At 68.8% G+C, this 22,472-nt stretch carries 22 protein-coding genes and 1 CRISPR repeat array; of the genes, 13 read left to right on the top strand and 9 right to left on the bottom strand.

Annotated features, from left to right (window positions below; translation table 11 throughout):
* Positions 1-18 precede the first annotated feature (18 nt).
* On the top strand, positions 19-942 hold the full coding sequence (gene cas1e / locus ACZ5OX_RS35020; RefSeq protein ID WP_465635897.1) for a type I-E CRISPR-associated endonuclease Cas1e: 924 nt from the start codon (positions 19-21) through the stop codon (positions 940-942).
* 43 nt (positions 943-985) lie between these two features.
* Positions 986-1,300, top strand: a complete 315-nt coding sequence (cas2e, locus tag ACZ5OX_RS35015; protein ID WP_465635808.1) for a type I-E CRISPR-associated endoribonuclease Cas2e — start codon at positions 986-988, stop codon at positions 1,298-1,300.
* A 20-nt stretch (positions 1,301-1,320) separates the two neighbouring features.
* Positions 1,321-1,953: direct repeats of the CRISPR family, unit length 23 nt; unit sequence GTCCTCCCCGCGCAGGCGGGGGT.
* A gap of 186 nt (positions 1,954-2,139) precedes the next feature.
* Here the strand turns inward: cas2e and ACZ5OX_RS35010 are convergent.
* The gene (locus tag ACZ5OX_RS35010) at positions 2,140-2,763 is read right to left on the bottom strand and encodes an SMI1/KNR4 family protein (RefSeq protein ID WP_465635806.1); all 624 of its coding nucleotides are present in this window, start codon (positions 2,761-2,763) and stop codon (positions 2,140-2,142) included.
* Positions 2,764-3,116: 353 nt separating this feature from the next.
* Here ACZ5OX_RS35010 and ACZ5OX_RS35005 point away from each other — a divergent pair, with 353 nt between their 5' ends.
* On the top strand, positions 3,117-3,521 hold the full coding sequence (locus ACZ5OX_RS35005; RefSeq protein ID WP_465635804.1) for a hypothetical protein: 405 nt from the start codon (positions 3,117-3,119) through the stop codon (positions 3,519-3,521).
* A 13-nt stretch (positions 3,522-3,534) separates the two neighbouring features.
* A complete protein-coding gene (locus ACZ5OX_RS35000) occupies positions 3,535-4,146 on the top strand; it encodes a hypothetical protein (protein ID WP_465635802.1) in 612 nt (203 codons plus the stop codon).
* Positions 4,147-4,613: 467 nt separating this feature from the next.
* Here ACZ5OX_RS35000 and ACZ5OX_RS34995 read toward each other — a convergent pair whose 3' ends face one another.
* Positions 4,614-6,089: a hypothetical protein gene (locus ACZ5OX_RS34995; RefSeq protein ID WP_465635800.1), complete on the bottom strand. Its 1,476-nt coding sequence runs from the start codon at positions 6,087-6,089 to the stop codon at positions 4,614-4,616.
* Positions 6,090-6,425: 336 nt separating this feature from the next.
* Between ACZ5OX_RS34995 and ACZ5OX_RS34990 the strand changes: the two genes are divergently transcribed.
* From ACZ5OX_RS34990 to ACZ5OX_RS34980, 3 genes are all read left to right on the top strand, one after another.
* Positions 6,426-6,851, top strand: a complete 426-nt coding sequence (locus tag ACZ5OX_RS34990; protein ID WP_465635798.1) for a hypothetical protein — start codon at positions 6,426-6,428, stop codon at positions 6,849-6,851.
* A 3-nt stretch (positions 6,852-6,854) separates the two neighbouring features.
* A complete protein-coding gene (locus tag ACZ5OX_RS34985; protein WP_465635796.1) occupies positions 6,855-7,592 on the top strand; it encodes a MucR family transcriptional regulator in 738 nt (245 codons plus the stop codon).
* Between the two features lie 253 nt (positions 7,593-7,845).
* Positions 7,846-8,205: a hypothetical protein gene (locus ACZ5OX_RS34980; RefSeq protein ID WP_465635795.1), complete on the top strand. Its 360-nt coding sequence runs from the start codon at positions 7,846-7,848 to the stop codon at positions 8,203-8,205.
* Positions 8,206-8,284: 79 nt separating this feature from the next.
* On the opposite strand, the gene ACZ5OX_RS34975 is transcribed toward ACZ5OX_RS34980, so the two are convergent.
* The gene (locus ACZ5OX_RS34975) at positions 8,285-8,779 is read right to left on the bottom strand and encodes a hypothetical protein (RefSeq protein WP_465635793.1); all 495 of its coding nucleotides are present in this window, start codon (positions 8,777-8,779) and stop codon (positions 8,285-8,287) included.
* Between the two features lie 257 nt (positions 8,780-9,036).
* Positions 9,037-9,573, bottom strand: a complete 537-nt coding sequence (locus ACZ5OX_RS34970; RefSeq protein WP_465635791.1) for a hypothetical protein — start codon at positions 9,571-9,573, stop codon at positions 9,037-9,039.
* An 828-nt stretch (positions 9,574-10,401) separates the two neighbouring features.
* Here ACZ5OX_RS34970 and ACZ5OX_RS34965 point away from each other — a divergent pair.
* Positions 10,402-10,833, top strand: a complete 432-nt coding sequence (locus tag ACZ5OX_RS34965) for a hypothetical protein (protein WP_465635790.1) — start codon at positions 10,402-10,404, stop codon at positions 10,831-10,833.
* A 236-nt stretch (positions 10,834-11,069) separates the two neighbouring features.
* On the opposite strand, the gene ACZ5OX_RS34960 is transcribed toward ACZ5OX_RS34965, so the two are convergent.
* Both ACZ5OX_RS34960 and ACZ5OX_RS34955 read right to left on the bottom strand, forming a co-directional pair.
* Positions 11,070-11,603: a hypothetical protein gene (locus ACZ5OX_RS34960; protein ID WP_465635788.1), complete on the bottom strand. Its 534-nt coding sequence runs from the start codon at positions 11,601-11,603 to the stop codon at positions 11,070-11,072.
* Positions 11,604-11,636: 33 nt separating this feature from the next.
* Positions 11,637-11,810, bottom strand: coding sequence for a hypothetical protein (locus ACZ5OX_RS34955; protein ID WP_465635786.1), 174 nt, complete (start codon positions 11,808-11,810; stop codon positions 11,637-11,639).
* Positions 11,811-11,858: 48 nt separating this feature from the next.
* Between ACZ5OX_RS34955 and ACZ5OX_RS34950 the strand changes: the two genes are divergently transcribed.
* The gene (locus tag ACZ5OX_RS34950; protein WP_465635784.1) at positions 11,859-13,073 is read left to right on the top strand and encodes an IS30 family transposase; all 1,215 of its coding nucleotides are present in this window, start codon (positions 11,859-11,861) and stop codon (positions 13,071-13,073) included.
* A 143-nt stretch (positions 13,074-13,216) separates the two neighbouring features.
* On the opposite strand, the gene ACZ5OX_RS34945 is transcribed toward ACZ5OX_RS34950, so the two are convergent.
* Entirely contained in the window at positions 13,217-13,558 is a 342-nt protein-coding gene (locus ACZ5OX_RS34945) for a hypothetical protein (protein ID WP_465635783.1), read from the bottom strand.
* 216 nt (positions 13,559-13,774) lie between these two features.
* Between ACZ5OX_RS34945 and ACZ5OX_RS34940 the strand changes: the two genes are divergently transcribed.
* Both ACZ5OX_RS34940 and ACZ5OX_RS34935 read left to right on the top strand, forming a co-directional pair.
* Positions 13,775-13,978: a hypothetical protein gene (locus ACZ5OX_RS34940; RefSeq protein ID WP_465635781.1), complete on the top strand. Its 204-nt coding sequence runs from the start codon at positions 13,775-13,777 to the stop codon at positions 13,976-13,978.
* 175 nt (positions 13,979-14,153) lie between these two features.
* Positions 14,154-14,885 (top strand): DUF6215 domain-containing protein, encoded by a 732-nt coding sequence (locus ACZ5OX_RS34935; RefSeq protein WP_465635779.1) that lies wholly within the window; start codon positions 14,154-14,156, stop codon positions 14,883-14,885.
* A 363-nt stretch (positions 14,886-15,248) separates the two neighbouring features.
* Here the strand turns inward: ACZ5OX_RS34935 and ACZ5OX_RS34930 are convergent, their stop codons facing one another.
* Together ACZ5OX_RS34930 and ACZ5OX_RS34925 are read right to left on the bottom strand one after the other, a co-directional pair.
* Complete coding sequence (locus tag ACZ5OX_RS34930) at positions 15,249-16,889, bottom strand: trypsin-like serine protease (protein WP_465635777.1); 1,641 nt, start codon at positions 16,887-16,889, stop codon at positions 15,249-15,251.
* A 224-nt stretch (positions 16,890-17,113) separates the two neighbouring features.
* Positions 17,114-17,629 carry a hypothetical protein gene (locus ACZ5OX_RS34925; protein WP_465635775.1) on the bottom strand — a complete coding sequence of 172 codons (516 nt, stop codon included), beginning with the start codon at positions 17,627-17,629 and terminating at the stop codon, positions 17,114-17,116.
* 433 nt (positions 17,630-18,062) lie between these two features.
* Here ACZ5OX_RS34925 and ACZ5OX_RS34920 point away from each other — a divergent pair, with 433 nt between their 5' ends.
* Positions 18,063-21,995 (top strand): polymorphic toxin-type HINT domain-containing protein, encoded by a 3,933-nt coding sequence (locus ACZ5OX_RS34920; protein WP_465635773.1) that lies wholly within the window; start codon positions 18,063-18,065, stop codon positions 21,993-21,995.
* Complete coding sequence (locus ACZ5OX_RS34915; RefSeq protein WP_465635771.1) at positions 21,992-22,345, top strand: DUF6086 family protein; 354 nt, start codon at positions 21,992-21,994, stop codon at positions 22,343-22,345. The genes ACZ5OX_RS34920 and ACZ5OX_RS34915 overlap by 4 nt, the downstream gene beginning before the upstream one ends.
* Positions 22,346-22,472: the final 127 nt, after the last annotated feature.

The raw sequence follows: 22,472 nt of genomic DNA, 5'->3' as shown, positions 1-22,472 counted from the left end.
GCCGCCCCCACCGTCGCGATGCTGCCCCGCATCGCCGACTCGCTGTCCTTCCTCTACCTCGACATCGTCCGCATCGTCCAAGACGACACCGGAGTCTGCGCCGAGGTCACCAGCCCCCAGCGCGGCACCGAAGCGGTCTACCTTCCCACCGCCGCACTCAGCTGCGTCCTCCTCGGCCCCGGCACCTCCATCACCGCCCGGGCCCTGAGCACCCTGGCCCGGCATGGCACCACCGTCGTCGCCACCGGCTCCGGCGGCGTCCGCTGTTACGCCGCCACCATCCCCGACTCCCTCAGCACCATCTGGCTCGAACGCCAGGCCCGCGCCTGGGCCGACGACACCACCCGCCTGGCTGTCGCCACCGCGATGTACGAGCAGCGCTTCGGACGCGGCGCCGCACCGCCCGGCAGCAATCTCAACAAGCTCCGCGGCCTCGAAGGCCAACGCATCAAGGCTCACTACCGCCTGCTCGCCCAGCAACACCGCATCGGCCGCTTCCGCCGAAACTACGACCCCGACTCCTGGGACACCCAGGACCCCGTCAACCTTGCCCTCTCCTCCGCCAATACCTGCCTCTACGGCATCGTCCACGCCGCGATCCTCGCCCTCGGCTGCTCACCCGCCCTCGGGTTCGTTCACAACGGAAACCAGCAGGCTTTCGTCTACGACATCGCAGACCTCTACAAGGCCGAGCTCACCATCCCGCTCGCCTTCTCCCTCCACGCGTCTCCTAACCCGGAGGCCGACGCCCGCCGCAGCTTCCGGGACGGACTGAGGCTGTTCCGGCTGCTGCCACGGATCGTCATGGACATCCAGAGACTGCTCGCCCCGGGGGAGGACATCGAAGCCCCGGACCCGGAGGAGCAGCTCGTCGACCTGTGGGACCCCGTCAGCGGATCCCTGCCCGGCGGTGTTAACTACGGCGGCGGTGAAGACCTGTGACGCTGTCGCCGGCCAAGGGCCGGACACGAGGACGGGGTACAACGTGGCCTCGATGATCGTCATCTCCGTTACGGCCGTACCTGATCACGTACGTGGCGCGCTGACTCGCTGGCTCCTCGAGGTCACGCCCTACCTTTACATCGGAACGGTCTCCGCCAAAGTGCGGCAGGAGCTATGGAGTGCCGTCAGCAACAGCATCGGAGACGGTGTCGCAGTCTTGGCCCACCCGGCGACGAACGAGCAGGGCTTCGTTCTGGTGACAGCAGGGGAACAGCGACGACACGCCGTCGACTTCGATGGCCTTACCTTGATCGCCGCCGCAGCATTGAAGAATGGTCAAAAAATGGCAAAGTCGTAGGAACGGTGCAGGTCGCGAAGGTCCTCCCCGCGCAGGCGGGGGTCCTCCGCAGAAGGCGATGACCACGATGGCTGCGGCGACGTCCTCCCCGCGCAGGCGGGGGTCCTCCCCGTCACCGGCCAGCAGCCGGCCGTGGACAGCCGTCCTCCCCGCGCAGGCGGGGGTCCTCCGCTGTCGGCCTGGGACGAGTACATCAAGGGAGTGTCCTCCCCGCGCAGGCGGGGGTCCTCCGTCGTCCCACTCCTGCGGGGTCACGCCGTAGTAGTCCTCCCCGCGCAGGCGGGGGTCCTCCGTCGTCCCACTCCTGCGGGGTCACGCCGTAGTAGTCCTCCCCGCGCAGGCGGGGGTCCTCCCCGTCACCGGCCAGCAGCCGGCCGTGGACAGCCGTCCTCCCCGCGCAGGCGGGGGTTCTCCGGTCGGTGACGACCCTTTCGTACTGCTGCGCCAGTCCTCCCCGCGCAGGCGGGGGTCCTCCGGGCTTGCCGAGAGCGGCGCCGCGCGAGGACGTGTCCTCCCCGCGCAGGCGGGGGTCAGCCGCGGGCGTCCGGCCCGTGCTGGGTGCACCTCGACTCCTCCCCGCGCAGGCGGGGGTCAGCCGCCGATAGCACGCTGTCCGGGCCCGTCTCCTGGGTCCTCCCCGCGTAGGCGGGGAAGACGACCAGTGCACCGAGTGTCGGCAACGGGGAGACGAGTACCACGACGGCGGATCAAAAGCGGGTCACCCCGCGCTGGCGCAGCCGGCCACCGGCTGAGGCCCGCGGCGTTTCGCGGAGGCCGTCCTCGCCTCGGTCGCCGTCCCGCCGCCCGGGCCGGAACTCCGGTGCGCCGTCCCGACGGGACTACAGCACGACCCGCCAGCCGATGCGGTGGTGTCCGGGGGCGTGCCGGTGGGTGTCCGGGACGAAGTGGTGGAACGGCCGGCCGGTGGTCAGGCTGTCCGTCAGGGCCGTGAACATGTCTGTGAGGTCGGTGGCCCATAGGCTGCCGGCGGCGTCGCCTGAGCCGAGGCCCATCTCGTAGACGTGCCCGTAGACGGGGCCGGGGAGGTGGTCCACGAAGAGCAGGCCCCCGTCGTTGGGCAGCGCGATGGGTACCCACCAGTGCGCGTGGCTGACTAGGACGCGCCAGTTCTCGGGGCCGAAGGTCTCCGCGGGGAGCACCTCGGCGAACTCCCGGTGGCGCGTGAGGATGTGCCCTGTGGGGATCAGCCGGTGTCCCAGCGGCAGGAAGGATCCCGCGGGGTACGTCTCCCCGTCGGGTGGCTGCGCGACGCCATCGTGCAGTTCGAGTAGGGCGCGCAGCTGGGGGTGCAGGGTGAAACCGAGTCCTTCCTCCAGGCGTGTGATCCGCCCGGCGTCGGCCGGCGGGCGCAGGGCCGCGAGGTCGTCGGGGGAGTGGGCGGCCAGCCAGGCGCTGAAGTGCCGCCAGGCCGCGGTGAGAGCAGCGGTGTCAGTATCGGTCACACCGGGACCGTAGGACCGCGCACCGACAGACCGGCCGGGCGCCCCTCGGCTTTCCCCTGGTCGGGAGCAGAAGGAGTGAACCACCCGAGCCGCCGACGGCAGGGCGGCCCGGCACCGTCCTGCCATCGACGTCGTCCGTGTCGGCCCCGCCCCTGTGCTGCGGCGCGGCGCTGCAGCGAGCGGCCTCGGCCTCAACACGTCCACCCTTGTCGCGCCACCACCGACGCCCCGCCGTGGCTGTACTTCTACGGTGAATCCTGGTTCGCCGCCCAGCGCGGCATGGCTGAACTGCACCTGGGGGGATCGACCGCCAGGCGCCGGCCGCCAAGGTCCCTGCCGCGGGGGCGGGTCAGGTGGCCGCCTCTCAGGGAGTGCAGGAGTCGACCACGGACAGCGTGTGGCTGCAGACCCACAACGCCCGGTACCAGGGGCAGACCTGTGGCACGAACCGAGTGGACATCGTCACCGGCTGGGGACCCATGACCCTGTCGCTGTCGCAGAGCCGGGCTGTGGCCAGTCAGTGGTCGTCGAGCGTGTCCGTCGCGGCATGGAAGGTCTCCGGCACCGTCGGGTTCAGCATCACCGACACCGCCACGAACACCGAGACCGGCTCCTACACGGTGCCGGACGGGGAGGCATACCCGCTGTTCGACCACTTCACCTTCGACGTCTACGACACCTCGGTCGGCGACCGCTACGTCGGCGGTGGTGACGCCTATCACCCGGTAGGCTACTGCTACAACCACTGGGCCAACTAGCGGAGATCAGCACATGCGGCGGTCGAGTTGGCTCGCGAGCACGATACTTCTCCTCACGGCCGGCCTCGCGACCGCATGCACCGGCGGCGACACCCCGCCTCAAGGCGGTGACGGGCCCTGGGCCCTGGACGGGCTCGCCGCCACATCCGTGGACGGGCCGATCCAGCGCAGCATCGACGCTCCACCATCCAAGGGCGTCGCGAAGATCCTTGGGGTCGCCGGGATCTCGGGCACCAACGTGATCCTCTCGGTGAGGGACGGAGCCTGCCAGGTTGCGCTCCTGCCCGACGTGCTGACCGAGCCGACCACCACGGCGCCTACCTCACTCGGCTCACCCCGGCCAGCCGGCCACACCGGATCCTCGGACAACCGTCAGAATTTCCCCGGAACAATTCTTGAAGGGAAATACGCTCTGGCGTCCGCCCGGCTGGACCCCTTTAAATTTGCGACCGTCGGATGCTCTGAAAAAGCAATGACAGTCAAAATAGAAGGGGTCGGGGAGGCTTCGATACAGAAGAAGTCAGGTGACTTGCTGCAACTCTGGAAGGAATCCCAGGACGCGGTACTCGCCGTTGGCTTCCCTGAGGCCATCCACGGGCCGGTTCCGGAACACAGCACATCCTGAACGAACGTGAGGGTGCCCTGCCGGCAGGGCACCCTCACGCGTTTCGGGAACCACCGGACCAGCCGGCTGAGTGTCAACTGAGTCTTGAGAGTTCACAAGCCTGTGGTTCACCCCGCTGGCCGGCCTGGAGCAGGCCGGCCACGAGGGCTGGGCCGCTTTCCTTCGCGTCGCAGTCGAGTACGTCGATGCCACGTAGGCACGACAGGCGACGGCTGCACCTTGGCGGCGACGCTCGTGCGGTGGTACACCGCCAGAGGGGTCACCTGCCGGCCCTGACCCACGATCAGGTGGCTGGCCCTGCCTTGATGGTGACCCGCGGTACCCGCCAGGGCCCGCACCGCACCGGCGCCCGTGCGCGGCGTGCATCAGGTCCACGACCAGCGTCTTGCCGCTGGCGGTCTGCCCGGCCACGAACACCACCACTGGCCGCACCTGCGGCAGCGCCCGAACGAACGCCCGAGTTGCGGCTACAGACCCGCCCGGTTCAGCAGCCACTCCATGTGCTCGACCGGAAGGAACGGTGAGGAGCCGGCGGCTTCTGCGACGTGCTCCGAGGAGTCGGCGAGGAGGCGGAGCAGGGGTTGGAGCGGGAGGTTGCGGTGGGGCGCGACCGCGCGGCGGACACGGTCTTCGGGGTCGGCGGCCAGCTTCTCGGCGAGTTCCGAGGGCAGATCCGGATCGCGGGGTGCGAAGGAGCGGAGCCGGGGCTCAGGGTCGGTGGCGAAGCGGCGCAAGGCTGCCGGCGGGAACGTCAGGACTTCCTTCTCGTCCCACCAGAACGTGAACTTGTCCCGCCGGGGCCGGTAGCGGCGCTCGATGCTCTCGGCGGTCGCGAGATCGACCAGGTGCGGGGCGGTGTACGCCATGGTGAGGCGGACCATCTCCTCTTCGTCGTCAAGCAGTCGGGCCACCGCGTTGGGGGGAAGGGCCTTGCTGGCGGCCGCGGAGACTCGGAAGCTGACGTAGGGCGAGTCGATGTGCGGCAGCGGATCGGCCGTCACCCAGGGCAGCCGCAGGATCCGCAGTTCCGTGGGTGCGAACTCGTTCCGGAACCACTGCAGGACCGTTTCGTCGTCCGCGTCAGGGTCCGGATCAGCCATCGAGCGCGACAGCTCGTGGACCGAGGCGTGGATCTGCGCCCGCACGTGCTCGGGCGTGTCCGGCCGGGCGAAGACCTTCACACGGACGCTCAAGGCCGGATCGACCGCAAGGGCCTCGCGGGCCGGCGGCGGAAGGTCAGGATGCCGGGCGAGCTCAGCGCGAACCTCGCTGTCCGGATCTGCGGCGAGCCGCTGGAGGGTGTCCGCGTCGAGAGCGGCGTGAATGACCGCGCCCGCCCGAGTCACCGGGTCCGCCAACAGCGCCGGCAGTAGGTCCGAGGGCGGTATCGGTTGCGGCCGGTGCGTGTAGTACGTCGAACAGGCCGCAGCGCGGACCTTGGCCTCGGGATCGGTCAGCAGGATCCGGCGGACCGCCTCCGGGGCTTGCGGCCAGTGCTTCGCCAGCGCGGCGCGGATCGCGGGGTCTGAGTCGGCGGCGAGACGGGCCCGGAGGTCGGGCGGCGTGTGATGGCCCTGAGCCAGGTACTCACGGACCCGTGTATCGGGATCGTTGATGAGCTGTTCCAGCATCTCCCTCGGTGCAGTGGCGGCGTGGATAACGAGCGCGGCCCGCACCGCCCCGTCCCGATGGGCGGCCAGTCGGATGCGGAACTGGTCCGGCAGCTTGTCGTTGAGCGCCAGGCTGTGCAGGAGCCAGTGGTCGTCGATCGCGAGAATCTCGGCGATCATGTCATCGGTAAGGTCCGGTCGCTTCGCCACCGTCCCCATGCCCCTCCGCCATGCGAATAGTCGCCGGACCATAGGAGCTGGCAGGGCAGAATTCATCGCCAACCCGTCCATCACCTTGTCGAGGTGAACCGGAGTCAGAGCGTCGTCATCCATGCGGCCAGCATGTCAGGCGGGCTTCTATGCGACGCCGCCAGGCGACAACCACGACGGCCGCTTCGAGGGATGCGCCGGCCACCGCGGTAGGCGCCAGGGCATCGCCACAGGCACGGAAAGCGGCTCGGCCGTCACCCATACAGGCGTGGGCCGAGCCGTTCACCACACCAGCCCATGGGGCCCGGTGGTGCGCGTCGCCCGCACCACCGGTGGGGTCGGGGTCCAACTTCGACCCCATCGCAAATGTGTAGCGCGCTTGACATCGAGGGGTCGGCGGGCCATGCTCAATGTCAAGCGCGCTACACATCAAGTGGCGTCGGCAGTCAGGGGATAGACATGTCGCACACGGTCACGGCGGAACAGATCCGCGAACTGTGGGAGGCCGCCAGCTCGGCGGCGGTTATCGACCGGGGCGAGGATCTCGCCCCGGTGACGAAGGACGACCTGGCCGCACTTGCCGATCAGATCGACACCGACGACCAGGGGCGCCCGCTGGCCGACCAGTGGGAGGTCCTGGCCGACCAGCTCAACGCCGAGGGCGAGTCGGAGCCGGCCGGGCCCGCCGCTGACGTCCTCCAGGCCGTCGAGGACGCGCGCCGCTACCGGGACAAGGTGAAGGCCGACGCGGACCGAGCGTTCAACGAGGTGATCCGCTCCGCGATGCTCAACCGGAAGGACACGAAGGTGAGGGTCAAGGACCTGGAGAAGGCCGCCGACCTCAGCCGTGCCCGGCTCTACCAAATCCGTGACGGGCGTCGCTGACCCATGGATGCTGCCGACGCCGCCTCCCGCCTAGTCACCCGACGGGAGGCCGAGTCCCTTCTCGGCTACGCCCCCGGCAGCCTGAAGGCCGTGATGCAGCAACAGCGGGACCGCTGGCCCGAGCCGGTAGCCTGCCGCAGGCGCGACCGCGCACTGCTGTGGGAGCTGGCCGCCCTGCGTGCCACCACCCGGCCGGCTTCTCCGGTGCGCTCGCGGCGCCCGGACGGCGCCGACACGGACGGGCTGGTCACCTGCCTGGAATGCGGACGCCGCTTCCGATCCCTCGCACCACACCTTGCCCGCATCCACGACATGTCGGCCGCCGAGTACCGCGCCGAGCACGCGCTACCCGCCAGCACGGCGCTGATGGCCACGGACGCCCGAAACGCGCTGTCGGAAGCCCGTATCAAGGCGATGGCCGCCGACCCGGGCCTGCTCGAACCAATGCGGGCCTCGAAACCCGCGCCCGAGGTACTCGCCCGCAGCTCAGCCGCAGCACGCGCGGGCACCGACGACCTTCCCGCCGTACGCGCCGCGCGCAGGTCCGCAGCCCTGCGTACGCTCCCGGCCGCCCAGCAAGCCCGAAGGAACGCCCTGGAGGCCACGGCCCGAGCGGCTGGCTTCGCCTCGATGGCGGAGGCCATCGACGCCACCCGCGGGCTGCCGAGCCGTGCCGCGGGGGAGCGGATCGGCGTCGGGGCGAGCACCGTGAAACGCTGGCGCCGACAGTCCTCACTGTGAGGCCACAGGTCGTCGGGTTCATTCATGATCCACACACTCGCACGCGCCGCTGACACCGGCCCTGGCAGGCGAGCCGCCGGCCTCAGCCGGGCCGTCAAACCCGCCTGTCCATCGGTCAAGACCACGGGTCGAAAGCCAGCGGTCCCAGGCAAAGGGGCATCGACTCCTTCTTGTCCCTTCTGCGGGCTGGCCCCGGTCTCAGTTTGTCTGGTCCGTCGGTGATGCTGTCGGTGCGGGATGGCAGGCTTCGCCCATGAGTTACGACCTTGCTGTCTGGGAAGGCGAGCGGCCGGCAGATGACGCTGCCGCAGGCCAGCGCTTCACCGATCTGTACAACGAGTACATCGCCGCGGGCAGGCCTGACGTCCCTCCGGCGGAGCGAATCGCGGCCTATGCCGCCGCGCTCTTGGAGCGATGGCCCGATCTCACCCAGGATGAGGACGACATCTCGCCCTGGTCGACCGGTCCGCTGATCGGAGAGGCAAGTGGCCCTCTGATCTACTTCCCGATGCGCTGGAGCATGGCCGAGGAGGCGTCCGCCTACGCGGCGGAAGTGGCCTCGTCAATGGGCCTCAACTGCTATGACCCGCAGACACAGCGACTTCGACTCTGATAGCCGCCAGGGGAAGCCAACTCTCCGCTGAGCTGGATCAAGTCGGTCGTCCGAACCAACCACCCGAGGGTGCCAGCCGTCAGCGGGCGCCGATCACCAGCTGCTTGACCAGCCGCACCGTGTGGGGTGCGGACAGCTGGCCGCTCTCCGTCCCGACAGCGGCGCACATGGTGATCAACAACTGGACGAACGCCACCGGGCGCAGCGACTCCTCGGCTTCCTCCCACACCAGGTGAGCTGCCCGGACACCGAGCTCTCGGTGAACGGCCAGCAGCTCCAGCACCATGGACGTCACCCGGTCCGGCGTCGCGGTCGCGGCCTGGCGCAGCCGGGCGACGCTGGCGTATTCGTCCAGCCGGCCGTAGACCGGGCGGCTGGAGAGCATCGCCAGGCAGACCAGGGCTCCCTCCCACAGGGCGTCTGTGCCCCGCTGGTCCAGGTCGTCGAGAAGGGCTCGGACGGCGGCGGGATCGCCGGTGCGTACGGCGGTGTCGGCAGCTTGGTCGATGAGGTCCTCGACGGACAAGGCCCCGGGGCTGGAGGGCGACTCGTGGTCGGGGGGATCGGCGTGCATGCCGAGACGGTACCCGTGCCGGTCTGCCGGCGCCGCCGCCGGACAGGCCCGCCGATGCTCGGCCCCGGCGTCCAGGTGAAGACCAGAGGGCCCTGCAGGAGAGCGTGCTCGGCTTCACCGCCGCCTGCCAGCACACCCTTCACCCCGAGGAGTCCGCGGACCTCGTGCCTCGGCACTGGTCGGTCTCACGGTTCCGCCGGCAGTAGCGCGGCCCCCGGGCTTGTGGTCTGTCAGCGACTCGACGTTGTAGACGGGCGTCACGGTCGGCGGGCGAGCCACCGCAGGGCGTTCGGTCCGGCATCAGCGGCGGTGACGGCGTCGCCGAGCACCTCCCGGTTCCAGAGCACAATCTGGACTGTGCCGTCGTGGTACCAGCCCGGTCCTGTGGCCAGCCCGATTCCGGGCTTCCCGGCGACCCAGCCGTGGACCTCGTCCTCCTGGTGCTCGTAGCCGTACAGCGACGCCGTGATGGCTGCCGGCCGACGGTCCTTCACCCAGTAGAGCGGGTGGTCCAACCAGCTGGGCAGGGAGTCGTAGTTCCGTCGCACGGTCTTCCCCAGCAGCCAGTCGGGATGGCCCCCAGTGCGGCCCAGCCGGACCCCGTGCTCCTCGGCCCAGGCGATGCAGGTTTGCATCCGGGTCGACCAGGACTGGTCCTGCCGGCGGCGCTGCTCCTCCGGTAGGGCCCGCCACTTCTGGAGACCTGCCATCGTGGCTGGTGCGACCAGCTCGTATGGCTCCTGCCCGGACCTGCTGCCCGGGATCACCCGCCGCCTGCTCCTCGTGTTCGTCATGGCCCAGGACCGTAGCGGCTTCCTCCTCTCGTCGGTGGCTACGTAGGGCACTGTCACCGGAGTTGGCGCATCAGCCCAGTTCAGGGCACCCGAGTTCGCCAAACTTGGCCACCCGGGGAGTCCAAAACGATCACGGCCCACTACCGGGCCCGCCCCGGTGAACCCCGTCGCCCCCCGCTCAGAATCCGGTAGAGGGGGGGTCTGAGAGGCCACCGGGGGGCGGGACCGGACCCGTACCGTACCCCGCGCGCTAATCCGGCCGTCCTGGCCCCGAGACAGGTCGCTGTCCCAGGCTTCCGCTGGGCCTATTCGACGGGTCGGAGCCTCCCTTCGATCTCCCCACTTCGGAACGTGGCCTACCTGCCCTGCCAGGCGAGCCGGAACTGGGCGGCAACCTGAGAACCGTCGCGGTAAGCCCCCGCCCGGGGTGGTCGGCCGCGGAGCGCTCTGCTACCGCACCCTGGCCAGCGCCCAGGCGGCGCTGGACCCGCCACTGCCGCCTGCCCTGCGCCGCCGGATCCGCCGTCAGGGCCGTAGCCGGCCCCGCCGTCGGCCCGTCGCCGCACCAGCCGGACCGTGGACGGTCCGGCCTGGGCTTCCCTGGCAAGTCAGCATGTTGAGATCATCAGCGGTTGAGTTCATGTCGGAGGGCACTCGCGTAGCGGTGAGGGGCGTCGCCGAATTCCGCGAGCGCCCGGGCACTGAGCGTCGCTCCCAGCCCGGGTTAGTGCTCTGACCGGCAACGTTCACCGGGGGTGCGAGCCGTGCTGTGACCCGAGCTACGGTGAACACCGGGCGAAAGTAGTGGTGTTCGGAGGGGAGGCCGACATGGCGGCAGTCAACGTTCCGGGACCTGAACCGGACTGGGAGACAGCCCCGTCGTACCAGGGCAGGAAGCGCAACCCTGCGTTCCAGCCGAGCATGTGGGAGTTCGCGGCCAGCTCGTTTCAAGTGGTGGCGGGGCTGCAGCCGCGGCTGGAGGCGCTCGCGGCGCGGTTGCGACTGACCGTCGAACGAGGCTGGGAAGACCTCGGCTACGTGGACGTTGCCATGTTCCGGATCGAGGAGACGGACTTCGCTCTGAGCGAGCTCGAAGGAGCGCCGGTCCCGTATACGTTCGTCTGGGTGAGCCGCGCGGTGGACGATGTGGAACCGGCGCTTAATACCCTGCTCAACGCCCTCGGCATTGGTCGCGAGGCGTTGGCGTTCCGCGGCAGCGTGGAGACCGGCTTCGATAGCTGCAATGGCTGGCCCGGATAGGGCCGCAACCGAGCCTGCCGCTCACGCGGCTTCGGAGAATCCCCGGCCCGAAGGCCAGTCACCTCCGCGCGGGCGGGGCGCACCATGTCTGACCAGGCATCTTGTGTCCAATCATCGGGCCACCTCCGCGCGGGCGGGGAGGAGCCCGAGCTGGTCGACGAGCACTTCGTGAGTCGATCCGTCCACCCGATGTGGCACCTCTGTCGGGACGACGGAGGTGCCACACCGGGTGATGCCTACTCGTCGTCCTCGTCGTCCTCGGACTCGGCGGTCCACCACAGGTCGATCCGATAGGTTTCCAGAGTCTCGTGGTGGGTCGCGAAGACGGTGTCCGAGTTGAGTTGACCTTCCGGAGTGGCCAGTTGGGCACGCAGTCTGCTCTGCTGGTCCTCGGCGGCCCCGCGTCCCTTCCAGGAGACACGGCCCTCGTACAGGCCGGGACGTGGCAGGTCGAAGCAGCCGGCGATCTCGGGTGAGAATGCGCGGATGACCACGCATCCTGTCGGTGTGTCGAGTTCAACCTCGCGTTCGCCCTCGGCTCCCCAGTCGCTGCCGGTCGCTGCCGGGCCGTCCCACACGCGAACCAGGATCTCGGCGGGGGCAGTGCCCTGGAGGCTGTGGACGTAGATCTGGGAACCGGTCCCGGCGACCACCTCCCGCCGGCTCCTGACGAGAGCTTCGTTGCTCGGCACGGTGGCATCGGAGTCGTACACCACGATCTTGCCGTTGTCAGGCCACGCTTCGGTGCGGAACTCGAAGAGGACGGGCACCACTTTCTCCTCGCTGCTCTGACCAGCAGTCGGCTACGGAATGATCTTCACGTAGAAGGAGTCACCGTCCAAGAGCCGGTTGACGGAATAGACCTCCCCGATCATATTGCCGCCCTTGCCGTTGTCGTCCCCGTCTATGAGCCGTGCGGAAAAACTGCTCCTCGGCCCGACGATGCGCTCCCCCTCCAACGCGGTGGCCCCACGCACGAGTCTTGAGTTCTAGGGATCGTTGCAACACCCCAGCTGGGGAGTGCAATGACCTTCGAGACCCGCACGGACCGAAGGGGGCAGGGACGACGGAAGCTGGTCCATGAGCGGGAGGAATACTTCCGGCTCATGGACCAGGGCCTGAGCAGTAGGGAAGCCTGCCGGATCGTCGGGATCAACTCCCGGACCGGCAAGCGGTGGCGCAACGGCAGGAACCCCACTGGCAGGACAGCAGGGGCGCCGCCCGTCCGGCGGGTGGCGCCCTCATCCGGTTCGTCCCGGTACCTGCGGGAGGTGGACCGGATCCACATCGCTGACCGGCTTCGGGAGAAGGCCACGATCCGGGCGATCGCCGCCGAGTTGGGCCGCAGCCCGTCCACGATCAGCCGCGAGATACGGCGCAACCGCCATCCCGACAGTGGCGCCTACCGGCCATACGCAGCCCAGGCCCGTGCGGACGAGCGCCGGCCCCGCCCCAAGCCAGGCAAGATCGGCCAGAGCCCCGAGCTCCGGGACTTCATCCAGCACCACCTGGACCGGAAGTGGAGCCCTGAGCAGATCTGCCAGGCTCTGCGGGACACCTTCCCCGAGCGGCCGGAGATGCACGTGGTCCACGAGACGGTCTACCAGGCCCTCTACGTCCAAGGCCGCGGCGAGTTGCGCCGCGAGTTGGCCGGCGCCCTGCGTACCGGCCGGGCCCGTCGCAAGCCTCGCCGCCAGGCCCAGCAGCGCCAGCCGCGCTTCATCGACCCCATGGTGATGATCAGCGAGCGTTCCGCCGAGGTGGAGGACCGGGCGGTGCCCGGGCACTGGGAGGGCGATCTGATCATCGGCAAGGACGGTGCTTCTGCGATCGGCACCCTGGTCGAGCGCGCCACCCGCTACGTGATGCTCCTGCACCTGCCGAACGGCCGCACCGCCGAGCACGTGCGCGACGCACTCGTGCAGACCGTGAAGACCCTTCCCAGCCACCTGGTGCGGTCGCTGACCTGGGACCAGGGCTCCGAGATGGCCGCGCACGGCTCCTTCACCGTCGCCACCGGCGTCCCGGTCTACTTCTGTGACCCGGCCAGCCCCTGGCAGCGCGGGTCGAACGAGAACACGAACGGCCTGCTGCGGCAGTACTTCCCCAAGGGTACCGATATGTCAGTCCACGGCCCGGAACACCTCGTGGCGGTCGCTGCCGAACTCAACGGCCGCCCACGCAAAACGCTCGGCTGGGAAACCCCAGCCGAGCGCCTGCATAAACTACTCGCGGCCTGATCAAACGACCACGTGTTGCAACGACCCCTAGAAACTGCCAGTCGTGCGTGGGGCCACCGGTGGGTGATGCTCCAGAGCGAGCGCCGTCTGATCCTCAGCCAGGAGTCGGTTCCGCGCTACCGGTACCGCCGGAAGGACTACGCTCAGCCGGCTTGCTGGATCTCCAGGTCACGACCGATGCGACGGTCGTAGTAGGTCACCTTCCAGCTCCGGCCGAGCTCCGTCGCGAGATCCTCGGCAAGGGCCCGGCCAGTCTCATAGAACTGATCCTCGGCTTCCTGCGACGCAAATCCGGACGACATCGGGTCATCTCGACACAACGTTTCGTCATATGCGTCCGACCAGGCGTCCAGGCGGCCGATCAGCCCCGCACTCAGTGCCAGTGCCGGTTCCGCGGGAGACAGATCTCCCGCGTCCTCACCGGTCAACCACAGTGGGTAGCACTCATAGTCCGCAAGCACGCGGATCAAACGCTGTTCAGCCATTCGGCACTCCAGTGCCCTTCATGTTCACTCCGACGATGAATCCGTTGCTTCCCGTGGTCACCGCAACCGTCTGGGCCTTCACGTTGAACTCGACCTCGTAGATCGGCCGTCTCGCACCTTCCAGGCCTGGATGACTGTCGACCACTCCGAGGGCATCGCCTTCCGCGAGCAGCTGGCCGCCCGCCTCCGTGAGCGCGAACTCGTCGGGAGCCGCTGATGACCACGACCACCGGGGCCGACCTAGCCCGCACTGCCCTGCGCGCCGCCCGCCAGGCCGCCCGCACCAGCGGCAACGCCCCCGCCCAGCGCACCACCCGGCAGACCACGGCCGCGCCGCGGCGAGGCCCGCGCGAACCCGGGTCGATCGCGGACGTGTTCCGGCACTTGCCCATGCGGCTTTGGGTCCGGCGACCATCTTAGGGAGGTGAAGTAGGGCGTCGCGTACCGTCACCTCGGCATCGAGCCCCGCGAAGCCGCTACGGGCGTACTCGGCCAGGTGCAGCACCCGGCCGACTAGTGTCCGTCCGACCCGCGGACGGTCAGGCCGCCGCGATGCACGGGAATACCGGCAGGCCAGAGGCCTGGCGCGAACAGTATGATCACGATCTATTTGTTCGTATGGAGGGGTTCAGGCGTGGAAGCCGACGTTGTCGTCGAGAAGGGGGCCGAGCCGGTCAAGGCCCGGGTAGGTCTCAAGGTAGTCGCTGCGGCCGGCGTGCTGGGCGGCGCGGTCCTGGCCGGGCTGTGGGGGACAGGGCAGTTCGCCAGCCCGACGGAACCGACCGAGCACGCCGAGCCGGCCCAACCGGTCGAGTGCACGCCCCCGGAGCCGAGCGACCCTCAGCGGTCCGCGGCCCTTTGCGCCGCACTGAACCGAACCGACCTGCCCGCACTGCTGGGCACGCCGACCGACCCCGTCGTGACCGCGCGCCCGATACCGCACAGCTTCGAGTGGAAGCCGACCGTGGAGGTGCGCCTGAAGCACTCGGCCGTGGCCCTCGCGGAGGGCTACGCCTCGGTCGACGAGCAGTTCGGGATACATCATCCGGACTCCATCACAAAGGCGACCGTCCTCGGCCACCCCGCTGCGATCTACACGACCGGCACGTCCTCCATCTCCCCCGAGGACCCTGGGCACGGCGAGCTCGTCACTGTGCCCGGGCCTGATGCCCAGACCCTCATGGTCGCCCAGGATCCCGACGTCTCCCTCGGCCCGATCTTCGAACTCGCCGTCATCCGGCAGGACGGGACGGCCACCGACCACGAGACGCTGATTCGACTCGCTGAGACCGTACTGCCGACCATCCCCGGCTGGGTTGCCTCCTGACATCCGTCACCACCGGCCGGGCCGGGTGCAGCGCTCACCTCCGGACGGGCAGCGGGCCGCCGATCGGCCACCGCGGGACCTCCGGGCTGCCCTGCCAGGCAAGTGGTGGCTCGTCGGGCGGGGTGTCCCTCTCGGCGTGCTAGAAGGTGGTGGGTAGTCACCACACGACGCGGACCGTCGTCCCCCACCTGGGGAGCTCCCAGGTGGGGGACGACGCGGTGGGCGGGCAGGCCTCTGGGGGCGCAGGACCACGACGAGCGGTCGTGCGGCAGGTGCACGACGTCCTCGCCCGCGAGGTAGACCGAGCCAGGAACACGGACCTCGCTGTTGCCTCCATCAGCGCTCTGTCCGTGAGTGCGGTGGTCAGAGGCTGCTGGTGATCATGGTTCCGGTGTGGTTGCCGGGGATGGCGGTGAGGTCGAGGGCCTCGGGGGCAGCCCAGGTGCCGTCAGCGTGGCGGGCGGTGAGCAGGACCTTGTTGTCGGTGGTGGCGATGGCGAACTGAGCATCGGTGTCAAGGGGGGCGGCGCTGATGCTGGTGCCGGTCACGTTCCCGATGACGCCGCCGAGGGAGGCGACGGGCTGCCAGCTGCCGTTGGCCCACCTCAAGGTGTGGTACTGGCCGTCACTGGCGATAAAGGCCAGGTTGAGATCGAGACTCTGACGGGAGATGGCGACGGCGGTCACGGGCGCGGTGGCACCGGCGGCGTCGGCGACCGACCCCCACGCACCCCAGCGCCCGGCGGCGTTACGCAGAGTGTGGTAGATCTTCCCACCCGACACGGCGGCGATGTGCAGGTCACCGCCGGCGGCCCCGGCGGCCGAGATGGACGTGATGCCCTTCAGCGGACCGGCGACATCGGTGACCACACCGAAGCCGCCCCACTGGCCGGCACCGTTACGGACGGTGTGGAAGAGGATGTCGTCGGCGACGACGACCACGTGCAGACTGTCACCGATGGGGGAGATGGAGACCTGCGTGATGTTGCCGAGGTCGTTGAGTGCGATGTTGAGGTCGACGAAGCGCTGCGCCCAGCTGCCGTCGAGGTTGCGGATGGCGTAGTGCAGATGCCCGTCACCGCCCAGGGCCATGATGTGGGTGGACGTGTTGATGCCGGCGCTTGCGACGGCCCGCACACCGCCGATGTTCCCGGCCGCGGCCTGGACGTCCTCGTACGGGGTCCAGGAACCGTCGTAGAGACGGGACGCGAAGTAGAGGTTGTTGTCGCTGCGGATCAGGGACTGGGTCTTCCAGCCCACGGCCTTGGCGCGGGTCTGCTGGACCCAACCGACGATGTCGTCCACGCGGGTGTTGTAGGCGCCGGTGCGGGTCTCGGTCTCGCCGGCGCAGCCGCCCTGCCAGGACTGGGAGGCGACCGCGACGAGTTCGGCCTTGCCGCCGGTCTCACGGATCACCGGAGCGCCGGTGTCCCCCTTGCAGAGTGCCGCGCCGCCGGTGCCGGTGGTGCCGATACCCGTGGTGGTCACGGTGTCGAGTGAGAAGGCGCCCGTGTGCATCGCGCCCGGCCGCCACTCGGTCTTGGCGCGTCCGAAGCCGGGTGCGACCAGTGTCTGTCCGGTGACGGGGGTAGTGGCGGCGAGGGCCACCGGGGCGATGCCGTCGACGGGAGCCGCGAGGCGGGCCATAACGAGGTCGCGGTCCGTGCGCGGTGTCAGGTCGGCGATGGCGACGCTCTTCCCGCCGATGGTGGCGGTGGTCGTCCACTTCGGTGCCCCGGCCTGCAGCGTGTTGGGCTGGGCGGGGTTATCGGCGAAGCAGGACGCAGCCGTGATGATCCAGTTGCGGTCCACCAGGGCGCCGCTGCATGCGCGGAAGTTGTCGCCGATAGCCAGGTTGGCGGTGTAGGCGTAGGCACCGCTCGAGGCAGCGTCGCCGGTGACGGCACCGGCAGGGGTGGAGGCGAAGGTGGCCAGCGTGCCGGCGGCCACGGCTGCGGCGAGCACACCCGCGCGAAGCGAGCGGGACGAGGTCGTGTGGGACATCTAGGAATTCCTCTAAGGGGTCTCGGACCGTGGCGGTCCGGGCGAAGCTGATGTGGGTGGCGTGGCGGCTTCCCCAGGATCTGTGGTCAGGATCTCTCTGGCCGGTGCGGCTGAGCGCATGATGAGCGCGCCGCAGCATCATGCGCCGTTATCTGTATGACGCAAGGAGCGGCGGACGAGCTCCTCCCTCGACGCAGTCCCAGGGGGGAGTGATTCGGCGGATGTCAGCCAGTGACGCGCAGCTCGATGAGGACTGCGTGCTGACCGCTGTCTCCCGCCTCGCCGAAGGTCGTGTAGTCGTTCTTGGGCGCGCTGACGACGCTTTCCTTGCCACTGGAGGTGATCTTGGCCTGGACGGGGTGATCCTCGGTCCAGATGCCGTAGGCCTCCGGAATCTCCATGGTGAGGTATCCCTGCTTGGCGTTGACTGCGAAGCAGTAGTTCTTCTGGCCGGTGCGGGACTTGACCATGATGTCGTACGCGGACTTGCAGTCGGTCAGCATGATGTGGCCGTCGCCCTGCTTCAGGCTGATCTTCTGTTCCTGGAAGATCCTCTCGGAACCCGGGTGCACAAAATCCTCGACGGCGGGGGGCATCGCGTCGCTGGCAGTCGAAGCCACTGTGGCGGCGGACTGGGGGCTGCTGGGTGCGGCCTGGGCGGTGGTCAGGGCAGTGAGTCCGACGACTGTCGCCAGGATGGCAACCGGGGCCAGGAGCTTCGGGGTTCGGTGCAGCGGCATAGGTTCCTCCGTGGTTTCAGACGGGGGCGATATTTGGATCGCACACGTAAAGCCTGAGTAAGGTACCAGTAGAGTCTTACTCATCGCTGACTGGCCATAGGTATCTCTTCATGCCTGCCGCTATGGTCTTTTGACGATCCGACAGCTTCAGTTAGCTCTCGAAGGTTTCCGGGGGCGGTGTCTACCCGTCAGAAGAATTCGGACTTTTCGGGGGATCTCGGCGGTTGATGAGGGGATTCTTTCCCTGTGATCTCTGTCACACAAATAGTGAAGGATATTTTCTGTGAGATGGCCCCTGCGCTCGTGGAGAGCGCCAGCCGACACTGCACGAAATCGGACCGTCCGTAGAGCGCTGGTGCCAGGCGTACGCGGCACGTGTGCTGTTCTGTTGCCGGTAGCACTCGCGGCCGGCCTGCTCGGGAGCACTCCGGCTGTGGCCGACGGAGTCGACGACTGGTACGCGACGGCCGGCCGCGAGGCGGTCGTGGTTCTGTGGACTTCTGGCGGACCCGGGGTCAAGGCCGCGGCCGAGGTCGCACTGACCGGTTCCGACGAGGACGTGAGGAAGTTCCTCCTCGGAGCGAAGGAGATCCAGCAGGACGACGACCTGGTCGAGGTCAGCCAGATCTTCAACGTGGGCGGTCCGGGTGTGCGCGAGGCCGCGAAGAAGGCGCTCAAGGGATCCCCGGACGAGGTCCGCGCGTTCCTGAAGAGCGGTTGGAAGGCAGCGCTTCAGGACGACCAAGCCGTTGAGGCTTCCCGCGTCGTCCACTACGGCGGGTACGGGGTCAGGGAAGCCGGCAAGGCGGCTCTGAAGGGAACCCCCGAGGACGTCGCGAACTTCCTGAAGGCCGGTCAGTACGTCGAGCGTGAGACCGACAACGAGGTCCTGGTCTCTCAGATCATCAACTCCGGCGGCCCCGCGGTGAAGGCGGCGGGAAAGGCAGCCCTGATGGGAGGGCCGGAGGACGTCCTGGAGTTCCTGGAGGTCGGGCAGTTCGTGGCCCGCAACCGGGACCAGGAGCACGCCACCATCGAACAGCTCGCGCAACAGGCCGAGCAGGCCGGGATCCAGGCGCAGGCCGCCAAGGAGGCCGCGGAGCAGGCCTCGGTCGGGGCTGTCCAGGCGTCGAACCAGGCCCTGATACTCGCCCAGGCGGCCGCCAAGGAAACCGAGGGGGCCAGGAACGACTCCCAGAAGGCCGCGGCCAAGGCCCAGCAGGCCGCTGACGCCGCCCGGGCTGCGGCCGGCGCCTCCCAGCAGGCCATCAACGCGGCGAGCGCCGCGAACCGTTCGGCTCGTGTCGCGGCACTCGCGGCGGCGCAGACGGCGAGCGCCGCGGCAGCGGCCGCGAACGCCGCCTCCGTGGCCTACAAGGCCTCGATCGCCGCCGCCGGCGACGCGGGCAAGGCCGAGGACGCTCGGAATGCCGCTGGCGCCGCCCGCATGACGGCTGCTTTCGCCGCGAAGTCCGCAGCCGCCGCCAACGCGGCCGGTGACGCTTCGAAGGCCGCGGGAGAGGCGGCCAAGGCGTCCCTGAGTGCGAGTTCCAACGCGGACGCCGCCGCGGACGCAGCCGATGCCGCGAACGCCAGCGCGAAGGCGGCCGGGGTGAGCTCTGGCCGGGCTTCTGCGGCGGCCGCCGAGACCCGTCGCCACGCCAACGAGGCCCGGCGTGCCGCCGGCGCCGCGCAGACCCTCGCCAACCAGTCGGCCGCCGCAGCCTACGAGGCCCGCGACGCCGCGAACTCGGCGGCCAACCACGCGACCAATGCCGCGAACGCGGCCGACCAGGCCGCCGACCGGGCCGGCCAGTCAGCCGACTACGCCGCGGAGTCGAACCGGCAGGCCGAGGCCGCGAAGAACGCGGCCGAAACCGCCAGCGCGGCGGTCAAGGCCGCCCAGACGGTGTTCACGGTCGCCCGGGCCGCCGAGGCGCAGGACCTCGCCACCCGCACCGCCGCCGACATCGAGAACGCGAAGTCCGAGAAGGACCAGACCGACAGCTTCGTCACCGAGGCCGCCGCGAGCACGATCGAGAACAGGGGCCTGGACGCCACGGCGGCGGACCTGGCGGCCGAGGCCTCCAAGCCCGGCGCCGACACCAAGGCCGTGGCGGCCAAGGGGCGCTCCCTCGCCCTGAAGGCTATGAAGAGCAGCGGCCCGTGGAGCCAGGAAGCGGCCGCCCGCGCGCTGTCCGGCGATGACAACGGGATGCTGGAGTACCTGCGCACCGGCTGGAAGCAGGCCGCCCAGCAGCAGATGCGCGAGAACGTCCGCCAGATCAGTACCCAGAGCGAGTACGAAGACGTGCGTACCGCGGCCGCGAACGCCCTCAAGGGCAGCGACCAGGAGGTCGCGGACTTCTACACCACCGGTCAGTACGCCGCCGCGGACACCGAGTACCAGGTCCGCATCTCCCAGATCTACAACGCCGCCGGGCCTGGCGTGAGGCAGGCCGCCAAGGAGGCTCTCGCCGCCGAGGATCCCAAGGTGCGTGCGGCCTTCCTCGCCAACGGCCGGTACGCCGCCCAGAACGACGACGAGCAGGTGACGGCGTCCAAGCTGTACAACGCCGGCGGGCCCGAGATGAAGGCCGCGGCGAAGATCGCGCTGGCCGGTCCCGCGGATGAGCTGCACGACTTCGTCCAGGTCGGCCAGTACATGGCCGCCCGCAAGGACCAGCTCACCGACAACCACGTCGACCAGATGCAGCGGTTGATCGCCGAGGCCTCCCAGAGCGCGGCCAAGGCCCAGGAGAACCGCTGGATCGCCGCCCAGGCCGCCTTGACCGCCAACAACGCGAAGGACCAGGCCCAGGCGGCCGCCACCGAAGCCGGCAAGTCCGCGCAGCAGGCGCAGGGCTACGCGCAGGACGCGGCCAAGGCCGCCACCAGCGCAGAGTCATCCGCTTCGAGGGCGGCGAAGTCGGCCGCCACGGCACGCAACGCCTCCGCCGCCGCCAACCGCGATGCGGCCGCCGCCGCGGAATCGGCCGCCAGTGCGCGGTTCTCGGCGTCCTACGCCCGTACCTCCGCTGCGCAGGCCACCGACTCTGCGGCCAACGCCCGCGCCTCTGCCCTGGCTGCCGGCAAGAGCTCGACGGAAGCCGACGCCCTCGCGTCCCAGGCCTGGCAGGCCACTTTGGAACTGCGCCAGGCCGAGAAGGCCGCCGAAGAGCGCAAGGCCGCGGAGCAGCGCAAGGCCGAAGAGGCAGCCAAGGCCGAGGCGCAGCGCCGCGCCGAGCAGGAACGCTCCAAGAAGCGTTGCGAACCCCCGGTCAACCACGAGATCCGCGGTTTCCTGCCCTGCGCTCTGTCCTCGGGCGGGCAGTTCTACGTTCCTCCGCCGACGATCGACCCCACCTTGAACAAAGCTGTCTGGGAGCTCACCGGTCTCAACGACATCAAGGCCTGCGTCGACAATCCCAGACTCGGCAGCTGCACCGCCGCCATCGTCACGGTCCTGCCCGTCGGCAAGCTCGCGATATTGAAGAAGGCCGAGGAAGGCGTCGAAGGCCTCCTCGAAGGGGCGCGCTTCCGCCAGATGAAAAAGCTGGCGGAAGCCTGCGCGCGGAAGGTTCCGAAGACGCACAGCTTCCCCGCCGGTACCCCGGTCCTGATGGCTGACGGGTCCGCCCGCCCGATCGAGCAGATCCGCATCGGCGATCAGGTGCGCGCCACCGATCCTGAAACTGGTAAAACCACCACCCGTCGCGTCGACGCCACCATCTACACGCCCGACGATCGCGATTTCACCGAGCTCACCGTTGCCTCCGAGACCGGTGCGCCCGGCACTGTTGTGTCCACAGCCCACCACCCTTTCTGGGCCGAGAACCAGAGTGCCTGGCGCGACGCCGCGGACCTCACCACCGATGACACCCTGCGCACCGCTACCGGCCAAGCTGTGGGCATCACTGCGACCAGGCACTGGACCACCCTCCAGCCTGCCTACAACCTCACCGTCGACAGCGTCCACACTTACTATGTTTTGGCCGGGGAAACGCCGGTGCTGGTGCACAACACTGGCCTTGGCTGCCTTGAGGGCGAGCGAGATTATGATGTGTACCACCCGACGACCGGAAACAGGGTCACCGACATTGATCACATCAGCAATGGCGTGCTCTGGGAAGAGAAGAGTGCAATTTACGGTGATGAAACGTGGATTTCCAAGCAGATTGACGGAAAGCTGAAGAAGTATCTCGAGGCGCGCCAGTACATGCCTGGATACGAAAACGCCCCCATCGGTTTCCGGCTAACCAACTCTTCGATCGACCCGCGCTTCCGCTCTGCGCTTGAATCGCAAATTGACAATCTAAGGAAGGCGAACCCTGGCGTGGACATCAGACTGGAGTTTGCCCAGTGAGCTACTATTTCGAGGTCGCAGGGGAAACGGTATGGGAGCCCTCCCTTCGCATCGGAAACTGGTATGTATCCTTCGCGGATGCTGCAGCACAGCTAATCGAGCGTCCCAATGGCTTGGCGCCTGCGGATGATGACACATGCGCCGTCGATGTGGAAGTATTCCATCATTTTGTCGAAGGGCTGATCGAGTGCTACGCCTCAACGCGACACCCCGTACAGCATGGTTTGATGCGCGGCCTGCTTCTCGCCTCGATTGTAATGTTGGAACGTGCGGGCATTGCGATCGCCCCGAGGGCCGAGAGGGTGGCATCCGTCCTGGAAGAGGCGAAGACCTTCGCGCGATCGATGTAGGGGTTGCCGCATAATCCTCGCAGCAACCTGCTCAGCAGGCGGATGGCTGGCCCCGAACTTATCTTGGGAAGTATTTCAGGGCTAGCTGTTACACCTTCCCTGATAGTCCAGAAGTGCACAAAAAGAA

Source organism: Kitasatospora sp. NPDC032121 (genome assembly GCF_055580145.1).
Note: the sequence above shows the minus strand (reverse complement) of the source record. Positions and strands in the feature narration are given on the sequence as shown.

Excerpts from the sequence above, each read along its gene's own strand:
- ACZ5OX_RS34970 (WP_465635791.1), bottom strand. The coding sequence starts at position 9,573 with ATGACGAACACGAGGAGCAGGCGGCGGGTGATCCCGGGCAGCAGGTCC.
- ACZ5OX_RS34940 (WP_465635781.1), top strand. The coding sequence starts at position 13,775 with ATGACCACGACCACCGGGGCCGACCTAGCCCGCACTGCCCTGCGCGCC.
- ACZ5OX_RS34990 (WP_465635798.1), top strand. The coding sequence starts at position 6,426 with ATGTCGCACACGGTCACGGCGGAACAGATCCGCGAACTGTGGGAGGCC.
- ACZ5OX_RS34980 (WP_465635795.1), top strand. The coding sequence starts at position 7,846 with ATGAGTTACGACCTTGCTGTCTGGGAAGGCGAGCGGCCGGCAGATGAC.
- ACZ5OX_RS34930 (WP_465635777.1), bottom strand. The coding sequence starts at position 16,889 with ATGTCCCACACGACCTCGTCCCGCTCGCTTCGCGCGGGTGTGCTCGCC.
- ACZ5OX_RS34925 (WP_465635775.1), bottom strand. The coding sequence starts at position 17,629 with ATGCCGCTGCACCGAACCCCGAAGCTCCTGGCCCCGGTTGCCATCCTG.
- ACZ5OX_RS34975 (WP_465635793.1), bottom strand. The coding sequence starts at position 8,779 with ATGCACGCCGATCCCCCCGACCACGAGTCGCCCTCCAGCCCCGGGGCC.
- ACZ5OX_RS34985 (WP_465635796.1), top strand. The coding sequence starts at position 6,855 with ATGGATGCTGCCGACGCCGCCTCCCGCCTAGTCACCCGACGGGAGGCC.
- ACZ5OX_RS34965 (WP_465635790.1), top strand. The coding sequence starts at position 10,402 with ATGGCGGCAGTCAACGTTCCGGGACCTGAACCGGACTGGGAGACAGCC.
- ACZ5OX_RS34935 (WP_465635779.1), top strand. The coding sequence starts at position 14,154 with ATGATCACGATCTATTTGTTCGTATGGAGGGGTTCAGGCGTGGAAGCC.
- cas1e (WP_465635897.1), top strand. The coding sequence starts at position 19 with ATGCTGCCCCGCATCGCCGACTCGCTGTCCTTCCTCTACCTCGACATC.
- ACZ5OX_RS35000 (WP_465635802.1), top strand. The coding sequence starts at position 3,535 with ATGCGGCGGTCGAGTTGGCTCGCGAGCACGATACTTCTCCTCACGGCC.
- ACZ5OX_RS34995 (WP_465635800.1), bottom strand. The coding sequence starts at position 6,089 with ATGGATGACGACGCTCTGACTCCGGTTCACCTCGACAAGGTGATGGAC.
- ACZ5OX_RS34950 (WP_465635784.1), top strand. The coding sequence starts at position 11,859 with ATGACCTTCGAGACCCGCACGGACCGAAGGGGGCAGGGACGACGGAAG.
- ACZ5OX_RS34945 (WP_465635783.1), bottom strand. The coding sequence starts at position 13,558 with ATGGCTGAACAGCGTTTGATCCGCGTGCTTGCGGACTATGAGTGCTAC.